The organism is Granulicella tundricola MP5ACTX9, from assembly GCF_000178975.2.
Classification (GTDB): domain Bacteria; phylum Acidobacteriota; class Terriglobia; order Terriglobales; family Acidobacteriaceae; genus Edaphobacter; species Edaphobacter tundricola.
Window position 1 is genome coordinate 60,895 of the sequence record NC_015064.1, and the last position, 16,482, is coordinate 77,376.

13 protein-coding genes are annotated in these 16,482 nt (G+C 61.0%); 9 read left to right on the forward strand and 4 right to left on the reverse strand.

Annotation, left to right across the window (positions count from 1 at the left end):
- Window positions 1-19: 19 nt before the first annotated feature.
- The 5 genes from ACIX9_RS00260 to ACIX9_RS00280 all read left to right on the forward strand — a co-directional run bounded on the left by ACIX9_RS00260 (window position 20) and on the right by ACIX9_RS00280 (window position 5,441).
- On the forward strand, window positions 20-1,243 hold the full coding sequence (locus ACIX9_RS00260) for an ABC transporter permease (protein ID WP_013578474.1): 1,224 nt from the start codon (window positions 20-22) through the stop codon (window positions 1,241-1,243).
- A 1-nt stretch (window position 1,244) separates the two neighbouring features.
- A complete protein-coding gene (locus tag ACIX9_RS00265) occupies window positions 1,245-2,504 on the forward strand; it encodes an ABC transporter permease (RefSeq protein WP_013578475.1) in 1,260 nt (419 codons plus the stop codon).
- Between the two features lie 68 nt (window positions 2,505-2,572).
- The gene (gene hpnI, locus ACIX9_RS00270; RefSeq protein ID WP_013578476.1) at window positions 2,573-3,751 is read left to right on the forward strand and encodes a bacteriohopanetetrol glucosamine biosynthesis glycosyltransferase HpnI; all 1,179 of its coding nucleotides are present in this window, start codon (window positions 2,573-2,575) and stop codon (window positions 3,749-3,751) included.
- A 102-nt stretch (window positions 3,752-3,853) separates the two neighbouring features.
- A complete protein-coding gene (locus ACIX9_RS00275; RefSeq protein WP_013578477.1) occupies window positions 3,854-5,185 on the forward strand; it encodes an alpha/beta hydrolase family protein in 1,332 nt (443 codons plus the stop codon).
- A gap of 40 nt (window positions 5,186-5,225) precedes the next feature.
- Window positions 5,226-5,441, forward strand: coding sequence for a hypothetical protein (locus ACIX9_RS00280; RefSeq protein WP_041596847.1), 216 nt, complete (start codon window positions 5,226-5,228; stop codon window positions 5,439-5,441).
- A gap of 89 nt (window positions 5,442-5,530) precedes the next feature.
- On the opposite strand, the gene rpoD is transcribed toward ACIX9_RS00280, so the two are convergent.
- Both rpoD and ACIX9_RS00290 read right to left on the reverse strand, forming a co-directional pair.
- Entirely contained in the window at window positions 5,531-7,231 is a 1,701-nt protein-coding gene (gene rpoD / locus ACIX9_RS00285; RefSeq protein WP_013578478.1) for an RNA polymerase sigma factor RpoD, read from the reverse strand.
- Between the two features lie 292 nt (window positions 7,232-7,523).
- Window positions 7,524-8,594: an aromatic ring-hydroxylating oxygenase subunit alpha gene (locus ACIX9_RS00290; protein ID WP_013578479.1), complete on the reverse strand. Its 1,071-nt coding sequence runs from the start codon at window positions 8,592-8,594 to the stop codon at window positions 7,524-7,526.
- A gap of 40 nt (window positions 8,595-8,634) precedes the next feature.
- On the opposite strand from ACIX9_RS00290, the gene ACIX9_RS00295 reads away from it, so the two are divergent.
- The 4 genes from ACIX9_RS00295 (at window position 8,635) to ACIX9_RS00310 (ending at window position 12,105) form a co-directional block, all read left to right on the forward strand.
- Window positions 8,635-10,599 (forward strand): ArnT family glycosyltransferase, encoded by a 1,965-nt coding sequence (locus tag ACIX9_RS00295; RefSeq protein WP_013578480.1) that lies wholly within the window; start codon window positions 8,635-8,637, stop codon window positions 10,597-10,599.
- A 31-nt stretch (window positions 10,600-10,630) separates the two neighbouring features.
- Window positions 10,631-10,918, forward strand: a complete 288-nt coding sequence (locus ACIX9_RS00300) for a type II toxin-antitoxin system Phd/YefM family antitoxin (protein WP_013578481.1) — start codon at window positions 10,631-10,633, stop codon at window positions 10,916-10,918.
- Window positions 10,902-11,213, forward strand: coding sequence for a type II toxin-antitoxin system RelE/ParE family toxin (locus tag ACIX9_RS00305; protein ID WP_013578482.1), 312 nt, complete (start codon window positions 10,902-10,904; stop codon window positions 11,211-11,213). Before ACIX9_RS00300 ends, ACIX9_RS00305 begins: the two co-directional genes overlap by 17 nt.
- A gap of 61 nt (window positions 11,214-11,274) precedes the next feature.
- Window positions 11,275-12,105, forward strand: coding sequence for a DUF1003 domain-containing protein (locus ACIX9_RS00310; RefSeq protein WP_013578483.1), 831 nt, complete (start codon window positions 11,275-11,277; stop codon window positions 12,103-12,105).
- A gap of 535 nt (window positions 12,106-12,640) precedes the next feature.
- On the opposite strand, the gene ACIX9_RS00315 is transcribed toward ACIX9_RS00310, so the two are convergent.
- Window positions 12,641-15,433, reverse strand: coding sequence for a DUF3536 domain-containing protein (locus tag ACIX9_RS00315; RefSeq protein ID WP_013578484.1), 2,793 nt, complete (start codon window positions 15,431-15,433; stop codon window positions 12,641-12,643).
- Window positions 15,434-15,518: 85 nt separating this feature from the next.
- Entirely contained in the window at window positions 15,519-16,238 is a 720-nt protein-coding gene (locus ACIX9_RS00320; protein WP_013578485.1) for a DNA-3-methyladenine glycosylase family protein, read from the reverse strand.
- Window positions 16,239-16,482: the final 244 nt, after the last annotated feature.

Here is a 16,482-nt window from a genome sequence, read left to right on the forward strand (position 1 = left end):
TCACCGGAAGGTTTGCAAGATGGAGATTAAGGAAGCGCTGAAGCTCGCGTTGCAGTCGCTCTGGGCCAACAAGATGCGCTCCGTGCTGACGCTGCTTGGCGTGGTCATCGGCGTCGCCAGCGTGATCGCGGTGGTGACGCTGGTCAACGGCGCAAACATGTTCGTCATCCAGAAGTTTTCGCGTTATGGCGCGGACGTCTTCACCATCAGCCGGCAGCCCGCCGTCATCACCAACGTGGACGACTTCGTAAAGTTCGCCAAGCGCAAGAACATCCTCTTCGCAGACTATAAGTATGTGGAAGAAAACTGCCGCCGCTGCGCCGGCATGGGCGCGCAGCAGGCCACCAGCGGCAAGCTCGTACGCGGCACGCAGGCCATCACCGACGCGCAGATCCGCGGCTACACCTGGCAGATGCCGCAGCTTCAGAATCTCGATATCACCGAAGGCCGCGGCCTCACCGATACCGATGAGGAGCATGCCTCGCACGTCGCCATCATCGGCACGGACGTAGAAGAAAACCTCTTCGCCGGCGTCGATCCCATCGGCCAGGAGCTTCGCGTCGATGGCTCCCCGTACACCGTCGTCGGCGTGACGGAGAAGCAGGGAAGCACCTTCGGCCAAAGTCAGGACAACTTCGTCGGCGTTCCCCTGACTACGTACCAGAAGTCCTACGGCACCCAGAAGACCGTCACCATCTACGTCAAGGCAGGCTCCGCAGGGCCACCGCTTGAAGAGGCTGCAGATGAGGTCCGCGTCCTCATGCGCGCCCAGCGCCACGACGCACCCGGCACCCCCAACGACTTTGAGCTCGATACCAACAACACCCTCGTCGGCTTCGCGCAGCAGATCACCGGTTCCTTTGGCGTTGTAGCCGGAGCCATCGCGCTCATCTCGCTGGTGGTTGGCGGCATCGTCATCATGAACATCATGCTGGTCAGCGTGACGGAGCGCACCCGCGAGATCGGCATCCGCAAGGCGCTCGGCGCGCGCCGTACCGACATCCTGCTGCAGTTCCTCATCGAAAGCGCCCTGCTCGCCCTTGCCGGCGGAGCCATCGGCGTCCTCGGCGGCGTGGTCGTGGCGGAGGCGGTCACGGTCTTCGCCGGCTTCCCCTCCACGGTCGCCGTCTGGAGCGTCTTCGCCGGTCTGTTCATGGCGCTCTCTACCGGCCTTTTCTTCGGTGTCTACCCTGCACGCAAGGCCGCCGAGCTGGACCCAATCGTAGCCCTGAGGGCAGACTGACATGGCACTCGCAGACCAAAAAGAAACCGTAGTCATGGCGCTCGATACGCTCCGCACCAACAAGCTGCGCAGCGGCCTCACCATCCTCGGCATCGTCATCGGCGTGATGACGGTGATCGTCATCTCGTCCGTGGTCAACGGCCTCAACTCGAACGTCGCCAACGTTGTCCAGTCGCTCGGCTCAAACGTCCTTTTCATCTTCCGCTTTCCCGTCTTCACCGGCCGGCCCACCACGGAGATGCTCACGCGCAAGCAGATGACGTACGACGACGCAGTCGCCATGCGCGATCTCCCGCACGTCGTCGCCGTCGCGCCCATCCTGCAGTTCACGGACCGCTCCAACATCGGCGGCGGCCTGGGCACCACGTCCATCAAGGCCGGCACTCATTCCATGCAGAACACCACGCTGGAAGGCGATACGCCGGACGTAGAAACCGTCAGCGAGATCGAACTCTCCAGCGGACGTTTCTTCACAGAAGACGACATGGCCCGATCGGCCAACGTGACCGTGCTCGGCTCGGACACCGCGGACGAGCTCTTCAGCGGCACCAACGCCATCGGTCAGGAGGTCCAGGCCGGCGGCATGACCTTCACCGTCGTCGGCGTCGCCGCGCGCAAGAAGCAGGCCTTCGGCGGCGGCAAGAACCCGGACGACAATAAGGCTTACTTCCCCATCACCACCTTCCACAAGCTGCACCCGGAGCAGCTCGACTACTGGATCTCGCTCAAGTACGACGACCCCAAGAACCAGTCGCTCGTCCAGGATGAACTCACCGAGCTCCTCCGCCGCCGCCGCAAGGTCGCCAACGAAGCCCCGGACAACTTCTCCATCTTCGGCACCGACACCCTCACCCGGCTCTGGAACCAGATCACCGGCGGCCTCTTCCTGCTGCTCTTCGCACTCGCCAGCGTAGCTCTGATGGTCGGCGGCGTCGGCGTCATGAACATCATGCTGGTCAGCGTCACGGAGCGCACCCGAGAGATCGGCATCCGCAAGGCCATAGGCGCCACCAAGCGAACCATCATGGCCCAGTTCACGCTGGAAGCGGTCACGCTCTGCGCGGTCGGAGGAATCATCGGCGTGCTCATCGGCAGCTTCCTCGCCTTCGTTATGCAGTTCTCGCCGGTGCCTTCGCAGCTCAGCACCTTCTGGGTCCTGCTGGCGTTCGGTAGCGCCTGCGCCATCGGCCTGATCTTCGGAATCTACCCCGCCTGGAAGGCTGCCAGCCTCAATCCCATTGAGGCTCTCCGTTACGAATAGATCATTGCCCGCTTTGTTTTCTTTACCCTACGGATACTCGGCCTGTGACGGTTCGATAGACTAGGGGGGTGGAAGTTCTCCCTCTTTTGATTGAAGCGGCGACAGCCCTGCTCACGGCATGCGGCCTCGCGTACATGGTCCTGGCGCTCTGGGGAGCCCGCGCGTATGTGCGCTCGGTAAGAAAACACTCCGCACCCGCGGACGCCGCACCCGGCGTCACCCTGCTCAAGCCCCTCAAAGGTGTCGACCCCCGCATGTACGCCGGCCTGGCCAGCCACTGCCGCCAGCAGTACGCCGGACCCGTTGAGCTCGTCTTCGGCGTCCACAGCCTCACCGATCCCGCCGTCGCAGAGGTGGAACGCCTCCGCACCGAGTTCCCGGAAGCCGCCATCAAGCTCGTCGAATGCACCCAGCGCCTCGGCACCAGCGGCAAGGTCTCGAACCTCGTCCAGATGCTCGCCGCCGCCCAGTATGAGCACGTCGTCATCAACGACTCGGACATCCTGGTCTCGCCCCACTATCTCACCGGCGTCATGCGTTACTTCGCAGATCCTCGCGTAGGCATGGTGACCGCGCCATACCTGGGCCGCACCGGTCTCGGAGGCCGTGAGCGCACAGTCTGGGCCAGGCTGGAGGCGCTCGGCATCTCTACCGATTTCATGCCCGGCGTCCTCACCGCCCGCAAGCTGGAAGGCGGAATCCGCTTCGGCCTCGGGTCCACCCTCGCCATGTCCCGCACGGCTTTGACCAAGGCCGGCGGCATGGAGGCTCTGGTCGAGTACCTCGCAGACGACTACGAACTCGGCAAGCGCATCGCCGCCGCCGGCTTCACCGTCGAGCTCTGTGGAGAGGTCGTCGAGACCACCGTCCCGGGCTACGGCCTCAAGGACTTCTGGGATCACCAGATGCGCTGGGCCCGCTCCACCCGGGACTCCCGCAAGCTCGGCTACGTCGGCCTGGGCGTCACCTACTGCGTCCCGTGGGCCATCCTGACGGTCATTGCCTCGGGCGGCGCGCTCTGGAGCATCTCGCTGCTGGTCTTCTCGCTGCTCGCCCGCATCGCCGTCGCTCTGACCGTAGGCGTAGGCATCCTGCGTGATGAACAGGTCCTCCGTGACCTCTGGCTGCTCCCCGTCCGCGACCTCTTCGGCCTCCTCTTCTGGTTCTGGAGCTTCGCAGGCGACACCGTAGTCTGGCGTGGCGAAGAGTTCCGCCTCAAAGACGGAAAGATCACCAGAGCAACATAAGAAAGCGAATCACAGAGCGCACAGATTAAAAGAGAGAATCTCTCCGTGTCCTCGTCTTACCCTCCGTGCTCTCTGTGGTTCGCTTTACGCTAAAGTCGAACCATGCGCATCATCGATTGGGTCCTGCCCGCATTAGGCCTGCTGGGCGCCGTCTTACTGGTGCTCGGAGCCCCCCGAGCAGTCCTATGGGCCTTGATGGCGATCTTCGCCGCAGCCCTGGCAGCCCACTTCATCCTGATAGGAACCTACTGGCAGCGCGTCCCGGTCTACCTCGCCTTCCTGATCCTCTGCTATGCATCCTTCACGCCGGAGCAGACCAAAGCCCGGGGCATCTCCGTCTTCGCCATCGCGCTCCTGTCCTGCCTCAGCGCCGGTCTCACCTTTGAGCTTCCCCTCTTCACCCTGCCCCCGCCGACCGGCCAAAATCCACCCTCGACCTCGACCTTCTACCTGACAGACTTCACCCGCGACCGCAGTCTCGTCGTGCAGGTCTGGTATCCGGCAAACTTTAGCGGGGGCTTTGACAGTCGGCGTGCGAAATACGCCCGCTCCAAAGAACTTCGCCCCTTCTACCGCTATCAAAGCCGCATCCAGACCAACTCCTACGACAACGCTGAGATGGCCAAGAATGAAGGCCCATTCCCAGTCATCCTCTTCAACGGCATGTGGGGAGGCCGCCGAACCCAGGACACCTTCCTCATGGAAGACCTCGCCAGCCACGGCTACGTCGTCGTCGCAGTCGATCACCCCGGCAACGCCGCCCGCGTCGAGATGGCCGACGGCCAGGTCGTCTACTCCACCATGAAAACGGCCATTGATACCATTCCCGGCCGCACCCCACAACAGATCCGCGCAACATGGGAAAAAGAACTCGCCGTATGGGTAGACGACAACCGCTTCGTCCTCGACGAACTCGAACGCATGAACGCCGGAGGCTGGGCCACCGGCCGTCTTGACGTCCGCAACGTCGGCGCGCTCGGCCACTCCTTCGGTGGAGCGGCATCGTTCGCCCTGCTCGGCGCAGACGCCCGCGTCCGCTGCGCCATCAACATGGACGGCTGGAGCTTCGGCGGCCTGGACCATCGCACCACGCAACCCATCCTCCTCATGTACGAGGACTCCTACAAAGGCAACCAGCCCGGCGCAGGAGCCGAGTGGGAACTCGACACAGCCGACAAAGCCCTCGTAGACCAAAGCCTGCAAAGCTTCGGAGGCACCCGCGTCTACATCACCGGCACACGCCACGCAGACTTCACCGACGCCACCCTCTTCTCCCCTATCAAGCGCGTCACAGCCACCGGCTCCATCGCCGGCGACCGCATCCGCACCATCATCCGTAAAACGGTCTTATGCTTCTTCGATCAGGAGCTGAAAGGGCATGGCACTCTACCGGCGTTTCCAGAGTCAGAGTTACAGAATTGGAAGCGACCTTGAGAGTTTTGTCTGATCGCTTCAAGCCGTGAGAATATTCGGAATGGACAATGATGAAGTAGTCACCCTGTTACGGGAGATTCGCGATCTGCAAAAACTTCACATGGAGAGCTATAAAGAAGCTGTAAGAAATCAGCAAACGTCAATTGAACTACAGGCCAAAGGCAGCCGCCTATATAAGCGGGCTCTCGTAGGTTTGCTCATCTTCGCGCTACTGGTAGTTGCAGCTTTAGTGGTTCCATCTTTCGTACATCATTAAGACGATTTTTTTCAGATCATTCTCATGGCCCCTAAAACACTAAACCCCGGAAATATCTCCGGGGTTTAGTTCACATGGGGAATCCAAAACTACGCTTCCTTGACGCCATCCACAAACGCCTTCAGCTTGCGGCTGCGGCTCGGATGACGCAGCTTCCGGAGTGCCTTCGCCTCAATCTGGCGAATACGCTCACGCGTCACCTGGAAGCTCTGGCCAACCTCTTCGAGCGTGTGCTCGGAGCCATCCTCCAGCCCAAAGCGCATCTTGATCACACGCTCTTCGCGCGGGGTCAACGTCCTGAGAACTTGCGACGTGTACTCCTTCAGGTTGACGGAGATCACAGCATCCGCGGGCGAAACCGCCATACGGTCTTCGATGAAGTCCCCAAGGTGCGAGTCTTCCTCTTCACCGATCGGCGTCTCAAGCGAGATCGGCTCCTGCGCGATCTTCAGGACCTTGCGGACCTTCGCAACCGGAATATCCATACGTCGTGCAATCTCTTCAGACGATGCCTCACGCCCAAGCTCCTGCACCAGCTGACGGCTGGTACGGATGAGCTTGTTGATCGTCTCGATCATATGGACCGGGATACGGATCGTGCGGGCCTGGTCGGCGATCGCACGCGTAATGGCCTGACGAATCCACCACGTCGCATACGTCGAGAACTTGTACCCACGGCGATACTCAAACTTGTCCACGGCCTTCATCAGGCCGATGTTTCCTTCCTGGATCAGGTCCAGGAACTGAAGACCGCGGTTCGTGTACTTCTTCGCAATCGAAACGACGAGACGAAGGTTGGCTTCGATCAGCTCACGCTTGGCCTTCTCCGCGTCCATATCGCCCTGGATCATCTCGCGCTGTGTGCGCTTCAGATCCGGGATCGAGATGCCGGCGTCCTGCTCCACGCGCTCCAGGTCAAGCTTGCAGTTCTTCTGCTGCCGCTTGTACTCCTTCTTGAGCTCCTCGGACTTGGACGACTCGAACTTCACCTCGAGCGACTTGATCTGGCGCTCCAGCGTACGCATGGCATCAACAGTCTTGTTGACCTTATCCAATAGCCGCTTCTTCTCGGCGTTGGTGTACTTCAGCTCGCGGATGACGCGGTTGACGTACACATGCTCGCGCCCGATGAGCCAGCGAACCTTCCGCACTTCCTTGGTCTTCGCCTTCGCGTCCTTCAGAGCGCCCGCCTGCTCCAGCTTCTCTTCAAGGGCGGTCACCTTCTTCTGGTGCTTGACGATCACGTCGATGCGTCCAACCGTCGCACGCACGCGCGCCTGCAGAATCTCTTCCGTCAGCTCTTCCTCGTCGAAGGTGACGATCTCCTTGATATTGCGCACGCCGCGGCGAAGATCCTCGCCCAGCGCCACAATCTCGCGGATCACGATCGGCGAACGGCTGATCGCCTTCATCACGCGGATCTGCCCACGCTCAATCCGCTTGGCGATCTCGACCTCGCCCTCACGGGTGAGCAGCGGAACCGTACCCATCTCGCGCAGATACATGCGGACGGGGTCGTTCGTCTTCTCGAGCGTACCGGGAGAGAGATCCAGCTCGACGTCTTCGCTCTCTTCGCCGGCCTCCGGCTCATACTTGTCGCGTCCACGGCGATCTTCATCGCCGCCCAGCTCGATGCCTTGGGTGTTGATCGTCGTCAGCAGGTCGTCCAGGTCATCTGGAGAGGTGATATCTCCCGGCAGCAGGTCATTGACCTCGCCAAATGTCAGGTAACCCTTCTCTTTGCCAACTTCTACGATCTCGTCTTCGTACTTATCCAGTTCTTCGGCCACGTTTATGCGCACTCCTACTCAAAGTAGATGGGGGTTAGCGTCTCACAGACAGCTAGGCTCGGCTCAAAAAACAAGCGAGACTCTCCCATCCTTACAAATCAGTTCAATGTGGTTCTGGCGCAGGGAGCAAAGTGCGGTATAAACCGCGTTGGCAAGCCCATTTGACCTTTTGCCCTCAGGCAGGTCGGGCATTCGAAGGCACACTTCCCGAGCGAAACACAGAATATCACAATCTTAGACGCTCCGAGCAGCCAAAAAGATTCGCCTTGCATCCGAATGAGGCTAAAGCTTTTTAGCTCCGCCAGTGCAGCTCCACCGGACCCTTCAGCGGATGCTCCCCAATCCCCGTCAACCTCGCCTGTTTCAGTGCAAAATACCACTTCGCCGGCTGATCCGCGTCGTCGATCAGCATCAGCGCCGGCCGGAACCTCAACCCCTGCGCCTGCTCGATCATCGTCTCCTGATCCTGCCGCACAAACCTCGCCCCAAAAAACGTGGCAATCGTCTTCACCAGCGGCACGTTGTAAAACACATTCCAAGCCGCATACACATCGATCCGGCACGTCGAAGCCGTCACCGGAGTCACCGTCGTCAGGCTCGCGAACCATTTCTCGCCAGCCCGAATCGTCTCGTACCGCCGGTTCGGCAGCACAAAATCGATCGTCGTCGTGATCGGCTCGCCATAAACCCCCAGCAGCTTATAAGGAGCGGAGTTCGCGCTCGGCGCATGAGATGAAATCCGGAACCCCCCTGGAATCGGCTCAAAATGCTTCGTCTTCTCATGAATCGAAGCCCTGCTCCGCCACCACCAAGCCTGATGTACAAACGGCCCATGCGCCGGGTCCATCAGCCCGATAATCCCGTGATCGACATTACAAGGCAAATCCGCCGTCAGATGCGCAGATCTGAACTTCGCAGAGAACTTCGGCACCTCCGGCACCGGCGGAAGCTCCGCAGTCCGACGCCCCGCACCCGCCTCCGGCAGATACACCCAGCACGTCCCATCCCGCTCCTCGCACGGATAGCTCGTCGCATAGATCTTCGTCGGCTGCAGGATATCCAGCCCCGTCAGCGACGGAATCTCCGTACACTGCCCGGAGCACGGCTCGAACTTCCACCCGTGATACTTGCACTGCACCTCGTTGCCGTCGAACCACCCCGCCGAAAGCGGAATCCCCCGATGCGGACAAAGATCCCGCATAGCAAAGACTGTGCCGTCATTCTTCCGCCCCAGCAACAGCGGCACCCCGCACAGCAGCGCCGTCGTGGTCTTCCCCTTCTTCAGCCCCGCAGACCGCCCGGCCGGATACCACTCCCCAAAGATCAGCTCCGCCGGAGGCCCACCCTGCAAGTTGGAAGTCATATCCACCCCTGAATCATACCCGCCATGTAACCTGAGGGACGTGGAAGCCCCCGCCCAACTTCGCCGCAACCGCCTCATCCTCGTCGCTCTCTGGTTCGTCTTCTACGGCTCCTTCACCCTCTTCACCCCGCCCCTGCTGGACGACGCCGACTCCGTCCACGCCGAGGTCGCGCGCGAGATGCTCCTCCGCCACGACTGGGTCACCCTCTACGCCAACGGCATCCGTTACCTGGAAAAGGCCCCCGTCTTCTACTGGTCGGAAGCCGTCGCGATGAGCCTCTTCGGCCCCACAACCGCAGCCTCCCGCCTCCCATTGGCCATCGCCATGCTGGCCCTCGTACTGATCTCGGAAAGCTTCGCCCGCCGAGCCTTCCGCACCCCCCGAGCCGGTCTCTACGCCGGCCTCATCACCCTCTCCAGCTTCGGCATGTTCATCTTCTCCCGCATCAACATCCCGGACATCATGGTCTGCCTCTGGCTCGTCATAGCCCTCTACGCCTTCTACCTCACCGAGCAACCCGAGCACGCTGGTCCCGAGCCCTCTGGTCCCCGGTCCCTGAGCCTTGGTCCCTGCCTCCTCTTCGCCGCCGCCTGCGCCCTCAACATCCTCACCAAGGGCCTCATCGGCATCGTCTTCCCCGTCGGAATCGTCCTCCTCTATCTCCTCATCACCCGAGGCCTCCGTGGCACCCTAACCCGCCTCCGCCAGCTTCACCCCGCCTCGAGCCTCGCCGTCTTCCTCCTCATCGCCGTCCCCTGGCACATCCTCATCGCCCTAGCGAACCCCACCCAGGGCCACCCGGGCGGCGTGGCTTTCTTGAATGGCCACTGGTCCGTCCCCCTCCCCACCGACGGCAACGTCCACGGCTGGACCTGGTTCTACTTCGTCAACGAACAAGTCTTACGTTATCTAAATCTGCGAGTCCCGAGAGACTACGACACCGTCCCACTCGCTCTCTTCTGGGGCCTCTGCCTCATCTGGCTCATGCCCTGGTCGGCCTTTCTCTTCCACGCCGTAGCACGCGCCCTCCCCATCCGCACCGCCGCCTTCCGCCAACGCCTCCGCACCAAGACCCTGACGAATCAGGAACGTACTGACCTGCTCCTCATCCTCTGGGCCGCCATCCCGCTCCTCTTCTTCTCCCTCTCCACCCGCCAGGAGTACTACGTCCTCCCCTCGCTCCCGCCGCTGATCCTCCTCATCGCCGCATGGCTCGCCCAACGCTTCGCTGACTCGGGACGAGCCAAGCAGCACCGTGCATCATCTCTACGATCAGCAGGCGCACTTGCCCTCGTAGGTCTCTGTGCAGCTGCAGTATGCCTTTATCTCATCCTGCACACTAAGGCACCATCCCAAGACACGGACCTTGCCTCACTTCTCCAACAAAATCCCGGCGACTACGCTCTCTCCTTCGGGCACTTCCTCGACCTCAACGCTCGCGCAATGGGCCTGTTCCGCCTACCCCTCGCGCTGACAGCGATCTCCCTTGGGGGCGGCCTGACTCTCGCTTGGTATCTACGCCGACCCAGATATCAGACTGGCTTTGAAAGCACTTACGTCCATGCCGCAAACCTGGTGATCGCCGCTTCCGCCTTCCTCTTCCTCTTCGCCTCCTGGCTAGGCCTCCGAACCTTCTCCCCGACCCTCACCAGCCACCAACTGGCCCAGGCCATAGCCCCGCAACTCCATCAACAAGACCTCATCGTCCTCCACGGCGAGTACGAAGCCGGCAGCACCCTAGGCTTCTACCTCCACCGCAACGACCTGCACATTCTGGAAGGCCGCAGCTCCAACCTCTGGTACGGCAGCTTCTTCCCCGAAGCCCCAAAGATCTTCGAAACCCGCGACTCCCTCGCGGCCAAATGGCCCGGCCCCCAAAGAATCTTCCTCTGGGAAGACCCCCACGACCCCGACCGCCCCATCCTCAAACTCCCCCAACCCATCTACGTCATCGCCAACTCCGGCGGCAAGTACATCCTCTCCAACCAACCCAATCACCCATGACCCTATAATTGCCTTCAGCGGAGGAACCATCATGGAATCGCTAGAAGAGACCTGCTCACTCGCCACTTTTCACGAGAACTCCGCCGAAATCATTCAGCAACTCAAAGGCACCCATCGCTCAGTCACCCTGACGGTCGATGGCAAGCCAGAGGTCATCCTTCAGGATGTCACCGAATATCAACGCCTCCGTGATTTAGCCGCTGCCGCCGATATTCACGAAGGAATCCGTCAAGGTCTTGAGGAATCAGCCGCCGGTAAAGGCCGCCCCGCCTCGGAGTTCTTGGACTACATGCGGGAAAAGTATGGACTATCGCGTTAGGCTGATGCCACGAGCGGAACGAGATCTCGAGGAGATCTTCCAGTACATCCAGGCTCGCAGTTCATCCGCTGCACATAGTTGGTTTATGCGTCTGACCAACGCAATCGATGGGCTCTCTACCTTTCCTCAACGACATCCGATCACTCCGGAATACCCCTCGCTCCGCCATCTACTCTTCGGCAACAAGCCCCACATCTATCGCGTGATCTATCTCATCGATGTAACAGCTCGATCGGTCGATATTCTCTCTGTGTGGCATGGTGCCCAGCAGCCCTTCACAAGAGAAATCCAGTAAGCACGTCTCTCGCTGGCTGCCTTACCCACCATTCATCCCCACCCGATACAATCCCCACATCATGCCCAGCACCTGCCACGAGCTCCGCCACGTCCCACTCTTCGCCCTCCTTGACGACGACGAACTAGGCGTCCTCGCCACCCAGGTCGAAATCCGCCAGTTTGCCCCCCGCCAGCGCATCTACAAACTCGGTGAGCCCGGCGACCGCGCCTACATCCTCCTTGAAGGCGGCGTCCAGGTCACCACCATCGACCAGGACGAGCAGGAGGTCCTCGTCGCCACGCCAGAGCACGGCGAGTTCTTCGGCTTCGCCTCCATGCTGGAACAGACCCCCCACCACACCTCCGCTGTCGCCACCATCGAGACCACCTGCGTCGAGTTAGACCGCAACGACATCTCCGTCCTCCTCACCCAGAAGCCCATGGCCGGCCTGGACATGATGACCGTCCTCGCCCGTCAGTTCCACGCCTCGCAGGAGATCATCCGTCTCCGCGCCAATCGCAACCCCAACCTCGTCATCGAGGAAGAGGAGACCCGCGGCGAAAAGATCGCAGACAAGGTCGCCAGCTTCGGCGGCTCCTGGACCTTCATCATCACCTTCGCCGTCATCCTCATCACCTACACCACCATCAACATCATTCTCAGAGGCAAGGCCTGGGACCCGTACCCCTTCATCCTGCTCAACCTCTTCCTCTCCATGCTCGCCGCCATCCAGGCGCCGGTCATCATGATGAGCCAGAACCGTCAAGACAAAAAGGACCGCGTCCGCTCAGAGCTGGACTTCGACGTCAACGTCCGCGCCGAAACCGAGATCCAGGCCCTCTCCCGCCGCGTCAAGGAACTCCACGACAAGCTCGACGACGTAGACGGCCTGCTCCGCCCCGATCGCTAACCGCAGCAGTCCCAACACCAGCACACATCATTCTGAGCGAAGCGAAGAACCACCGTATTGGCAGTTGCTGTTGCAGTTGCTGTTGCCGCTGCAGTTGTTTGTTCCAGCTCGTCATTCTGCGCGGAGCGCAGAACCTCAGTAGTTGTCATTATCGCGGCACAAACGCCAACCCAGCCAAGGACCCGCAAAAACGCGTCCCCAACCCAAACCCCATGAACCACTTACAACTATTTTTCCAAAAAAAACCAGTAAATCCCGATGTCAAGCCCCCACGGCCTCGAAGAACCCTGCAACTTCAACACTCAAAACCACTTAGCGCCAAAAAATAGTTGGCGTATTCACCCCCGCCAATCCTGTAAAATAGAAGCATCCCCAAAACACAACGCAAACCATCTCCTCATAGGGGATGGCCGTCACGTCATAGCATCAATTTTTCTCACATACACGAGGCTCTGCATCCGGACCAAAACCCAGTCCAGACCTAAGCCCAATGCTTTGAATACTTTGCCCCAGAAAGGGGTGGTGGGGGGGACGACTAGAACGTCGTCACACCCTCTTCAATCACAAGCTGATCCACCGCGATATTCATCGCCTCGCCCAGCTTCTTGAAGCCGTCCTTCCACTCCTCGGACCAGTACTGAGCATCCGTCCGCCGCAGCAGATCGTTCCAGATATTCTGCGCTTGCCAGATGATCACCTCGAACGGCATGAAGCGAATAATATCCGCAATCGCCAGCGCCGAGTTCAACGCCGCAAGGGTCGCCTGAGGGCTGTGCTCCGCCGCTGCCTCCAGCTTCACCATCGCCCGCTTCATCCGCTGGCCGGCCGCGAACGCCAGCACATTGGCATCGAGACTAACGTGATCCGTCGAGCTTCGCGCCAGCAGATCCGCCACCTCCTGCGGATCGAACTCCTCCGCCTCCAGCGCCCGCCGCAGGCTGGCGTTGATGGCGAAGCTCGCCGCCAGCGCAAGCGCGGGTGGAGGATTCATGCCGGACTCCGTCAGGAAGTGCAGCAGGGAAGCATGGTCCTCGTAGATGTTCCGCAGCGAGTCTTCCATCTCACCGATGGTCTGGTTCAGAATGGTCTGCAGGATGCGGTGCTGCTCGTCGGCAAACAGCGAGCTGAGCGAGTAGGTGATCGGGATGTTCGGCACGTTGACCGGCGCCGGCGGAGCCTCCACCGGGTCGATCGTATGCGCGATCCCCGGCTCAACTGCTCCCGGAGCGTTCTCCGCCTGACCCGGCTCCGGATGGATCGGGTCGAGCGTGACATGGGGTGCCGCATCATTGCTCGCAAAAGCCGAAACCGGAGCGATCGCCTGTCCGCGTAAGGAAGCAGCGCGATCGGAAGCCCGCTCCTGAGCCGTGGAACGATCAGGAGCAAAGTTACGGTCGATCAGCCGGATCACCTCCGGCAGGTTCGCCCGCCGCATCGCGGAACGCACCTCGGACGAGAACTCGGCGAAGGCAGCCTCGTCGCTCGGGTTGGAACGCCGTACCGCAGCCGAAAGGTTCTGGTCGCCCAGATGCAGCACCGCGAAGCAGATCTCCTCCGCCTCCTCCGTGATGCGTGAGCGGATGCGCGCACGCCCCAGCGCGACCTTCCCGCGCCCGGACGTAAACACCTCGTGCGAGTCGCGGTGGACATCGAAGCAGAACAGCTCGCCGTCCTCCGGATACGCCCGGAAGATGGAGCTGATGGCATAGTGCGCGCCCACCTGCTCCAGCCCAATCCGCATCCCGGTCACGTACCGGGTGTACACCTCGGAGCCGTCCTTCAGCTCCGCCAGATTTGGCTTGGCTTCGGCAAGAATTGCAAGAAAACCGGGCTCCAGATGCTTGCTGGAGGCACCAAACAACTCGGCCGCAAGCTGCAGAACGCGGCCGGCGTAAGCGATGATCTGCACCGTCTCAATGCCGGAGATCTCGTCGAAGAACCACCCGCAGGAGGTGTACATCAACTGCGTGTGCCGCTCCAGCTCCATCAGCTCCAGCACGGAGACGCGCTCCTCCGCAGTCAGCGCCCGGGCTGCGTGATCGGCAAAGAACCGATCGATCGACTCGGTAGAACGGTCCAGAACCACCTGGATGTAGGCGTCGCGGGCGACCCAAAGATCCTTCAACAGATCCTTGGCCAGCTTCTCCGCGAGAGGCGCAGTGTTGTCCCGTAGGTAGTCCAGCGCATCGCGCAGCGGCTTACGCCAAAGCTGGTTCCAGCCCGGCTTGCCGCCGTTGCAGCCGCAGTTGGACCGCCAGCGTTCCACGCCATGCGCACAGGACCAGCTCGAGTCCTCCACCACCTCCGCCTCACACATCGGCGGGAACTTGGCCAGGAACTCGCCGTAGTTGGTCAGGGTGGCGTGGTGCTGATCCTCCAGCCAGTGCATGGCAAAGGACAGTGCCATCTCGCCATGCTTATGGTGATGCCCATACGACTCGCCGTCGGTAGCGACGTGAGAGAGCTGGGGACGAGAGCTTTCACCCGGGTGGAAGCCTCCCAGCAACCGCGAGCCAAACTTCTCGCCGCTGTCCAGGAGCCCTTCGAAGGCGATGGCGCGGGAGTTGGGTCCGTTGTAGAAGAACACTGCAATGGAGCGGCCCTCATCGAGCTGCACCCGGTAAGGCTGGGTCGTATCCACGGAATCGTTCGGCGTCTCAGTCCAGGCGGCAAGCGCAGAGTCCGCCGGTGTGGAGGCGCTGAGATTACGCACCCGCGCGCACTGGTTGGGGGCAAGGATCGTGTAAAGGATGCCCTCCTGCGCCAGCAGGTCGAGCACATGCCGGTTGACGGCAGTCTCGGCCAGCCACATTCCCTCCGGCTTGCGGTGGAAGCGGGATTCAAAATCCGCGATGCCCCAGCGGATCTGCGTCTGGGCGTCACGCGTGCTCGCCAACGGCATGATGATGTGGTTGTAGACCTGGGCCAGCGCGGAGCCGTGGCCGCTGTATCGCGCCGCACTCGCGGAGTCTGCGTCCAGGATCATCTGGTAGGTGCGCGGCGCCTTGTCCTGCAGCCAGCTCAGCAGCGTGGGCCCGAAGTTGAAGCTCATCCGCGAGTAGTTATTGACGATCCGGACGATCTCGTTCTCGAGATTCTGGATGCGCGATGCGCCGTTCGGTGCGTAACACTCGGCTGTGATGCGATCGTTCCAATCATGGTACGGAGCGGCGGAGTCCTGTACCTCGACCGTCTCCAGCCAGGGATTCTCGCGCGGCGGCTGGTAGAAATGGCCATGGACGCACACGTAGCGGGTCGGGGTAGGAGTCTGGGGGGACGCGGCTGCGGGTGCGGGTGCGGTGTCGAGTTTGCGGTTGGATTTAGCCATGAGCCTGGTTCGATGCTACCGGAACCGGCTTCAGGACATCCAGAAGGAGTGGAAAACTGCCGGATCTGCGAAGGTGGATGCCGGTTCAATCCTTTGCTGGTTTGGCCAGGTCACAGGCCCGCCACATGTACCAACTAGCAATCGAGCACCAGGGATGCCATCGCTTGGCCCTCTTCAACATCGCTTCGGGAGTCGCGAGAAGGTCGGGAGTGACCTTCTGAGTCGGCTTCAGACCCTGAAAGGTGAGTGCGAAGCCTTTGCGGACGCCGTAGTCGCCAAGAGGCAGCACATCCGGCCGGCCCAGCCGAAACATCAGAAACATCTCAACCGTCCAGCGGCCAATTCCACGAACTTGCGTGAGGTGTTCGATGACGTCTTCATCCGTCATCCTGCGGATACGGGCCATGCTGGGAACGGTTCCCTCAATCGTCTTTGCCGCCAGATCCCGGACCGACAGCGCCTTGTTGTGGGAGAGGCCGGCCGCGCGAAGCTGCTCGTTGGGACAGTCCAACAGGTGCTGGGGGGAGGGATGGTCGCCCAGCATCTTTCCTTCCAGCGTCAGGACGTGTCCAAAGCTTTCCAGCAGCCGAGTATGGATGGCCGCCGCTGCCTTGCCATGGAGCTGCTGGTAGATGATGCTGACCAGCAATGCCTCAAACGGCGACTGCGTGCTGGCGAGCTTGAGGGTGTACGGACCGGCTCGCTCCATGAGGCGTCCCAACTTCGGGTCGGCTGCGGTAAGCTCCCGGACCGCGCGGGCGGAGTCATAGGTGGGCGGTCGCGGTCTGGCGAGAATGCGCGGCATCTGGTGTCACAGTACAGCAATCAAATGATCGCTATCTATATATAGGACCAAACTGGTAGCAGTTATCTCCGTGATTCCTGGACAATTGGGGCCTTGAACCGGCTTTGTACGAGATGTTGTGTGTCGCGGGAATTGCTGTTCCGATAATCGACTGAAGCCCAGAAAAAATGACCTTGACCACTTCCAGATCGGTTCTCCCGGCGTTTCTCGCTGCTATAGTTGAATCCTCGGGACGGGATTTCCA

Coding starts and splice junctions, on each gene's coding strand:
- ACIX9_RS00280 (WP_041596847.1), top strand. CDS start 5,226: ATGGACAATGATGAAGTAGTCACCCTGTTACGGGAGATTCGCGATCTG.
- ACIX9_RS00320 (WP_013578485.1), bottom strand. CDS start 16,238: ATGCCGCGCATTCTCGCCAGACCGCGACCGCCCACCTATGACTCCGCC.
- ACIX9_RS00265 (WP_013578475.1), top strand. CDS start 1,245: ATGGCACTCGCAGACCAAAAAGAAACCGTAGTCATGGCGCTCGATACG.
- ACIX9_RS00290 (WP_013578479.1), bottom strand. CDS start 8,594: ATGACTTCCAACTTGCAGGGTGGGCCTCCGGCGGAGCTGATCTTTGGG.
- ACIX9_RS00305 (WP_013578482.1), top strand. CDS start 10,902: ATGGACTATCGCGTTAGGCTGATGCCACGAGCGGAACGAGATCTCGAG.
- ACIX9_RS00260 (WP_013578474.1), top strand. CDS start 20: ATGGAGATTAAGGAAGCGCTGAAGCTCGCGTTGCAGTCGCTCTGGGCC.
- ACIX9_RS00275 (WP_013578477.1), top strand. CDS start 3,854: ATGCGCATCATCGATTGGGTCCTGCCCGCATTAGGCCTGCTGGGCGCC.
- ACIX9_RS00310 (WP_013578483.1), top strand. CDS start 11,275: ATGCCCAGCACCTGCCACGAGCTCCGCCACGTCCCACTCTTCGCCCTC.
- ACIX9_RS00315 (WP_013578484.1), bottom strand. CDS start 15,433: ATGGCTAAATCCAACCGCAAACTCGACACCGCACCCGCACCCGCAGCC.
- ACIX9_RS00300 (WP_013578481.1), top strand. CDS start 10,631: ATGGAATCGCTAGAAGAGACCTGCTCACTCGCCACTTTTCACGAGAAC.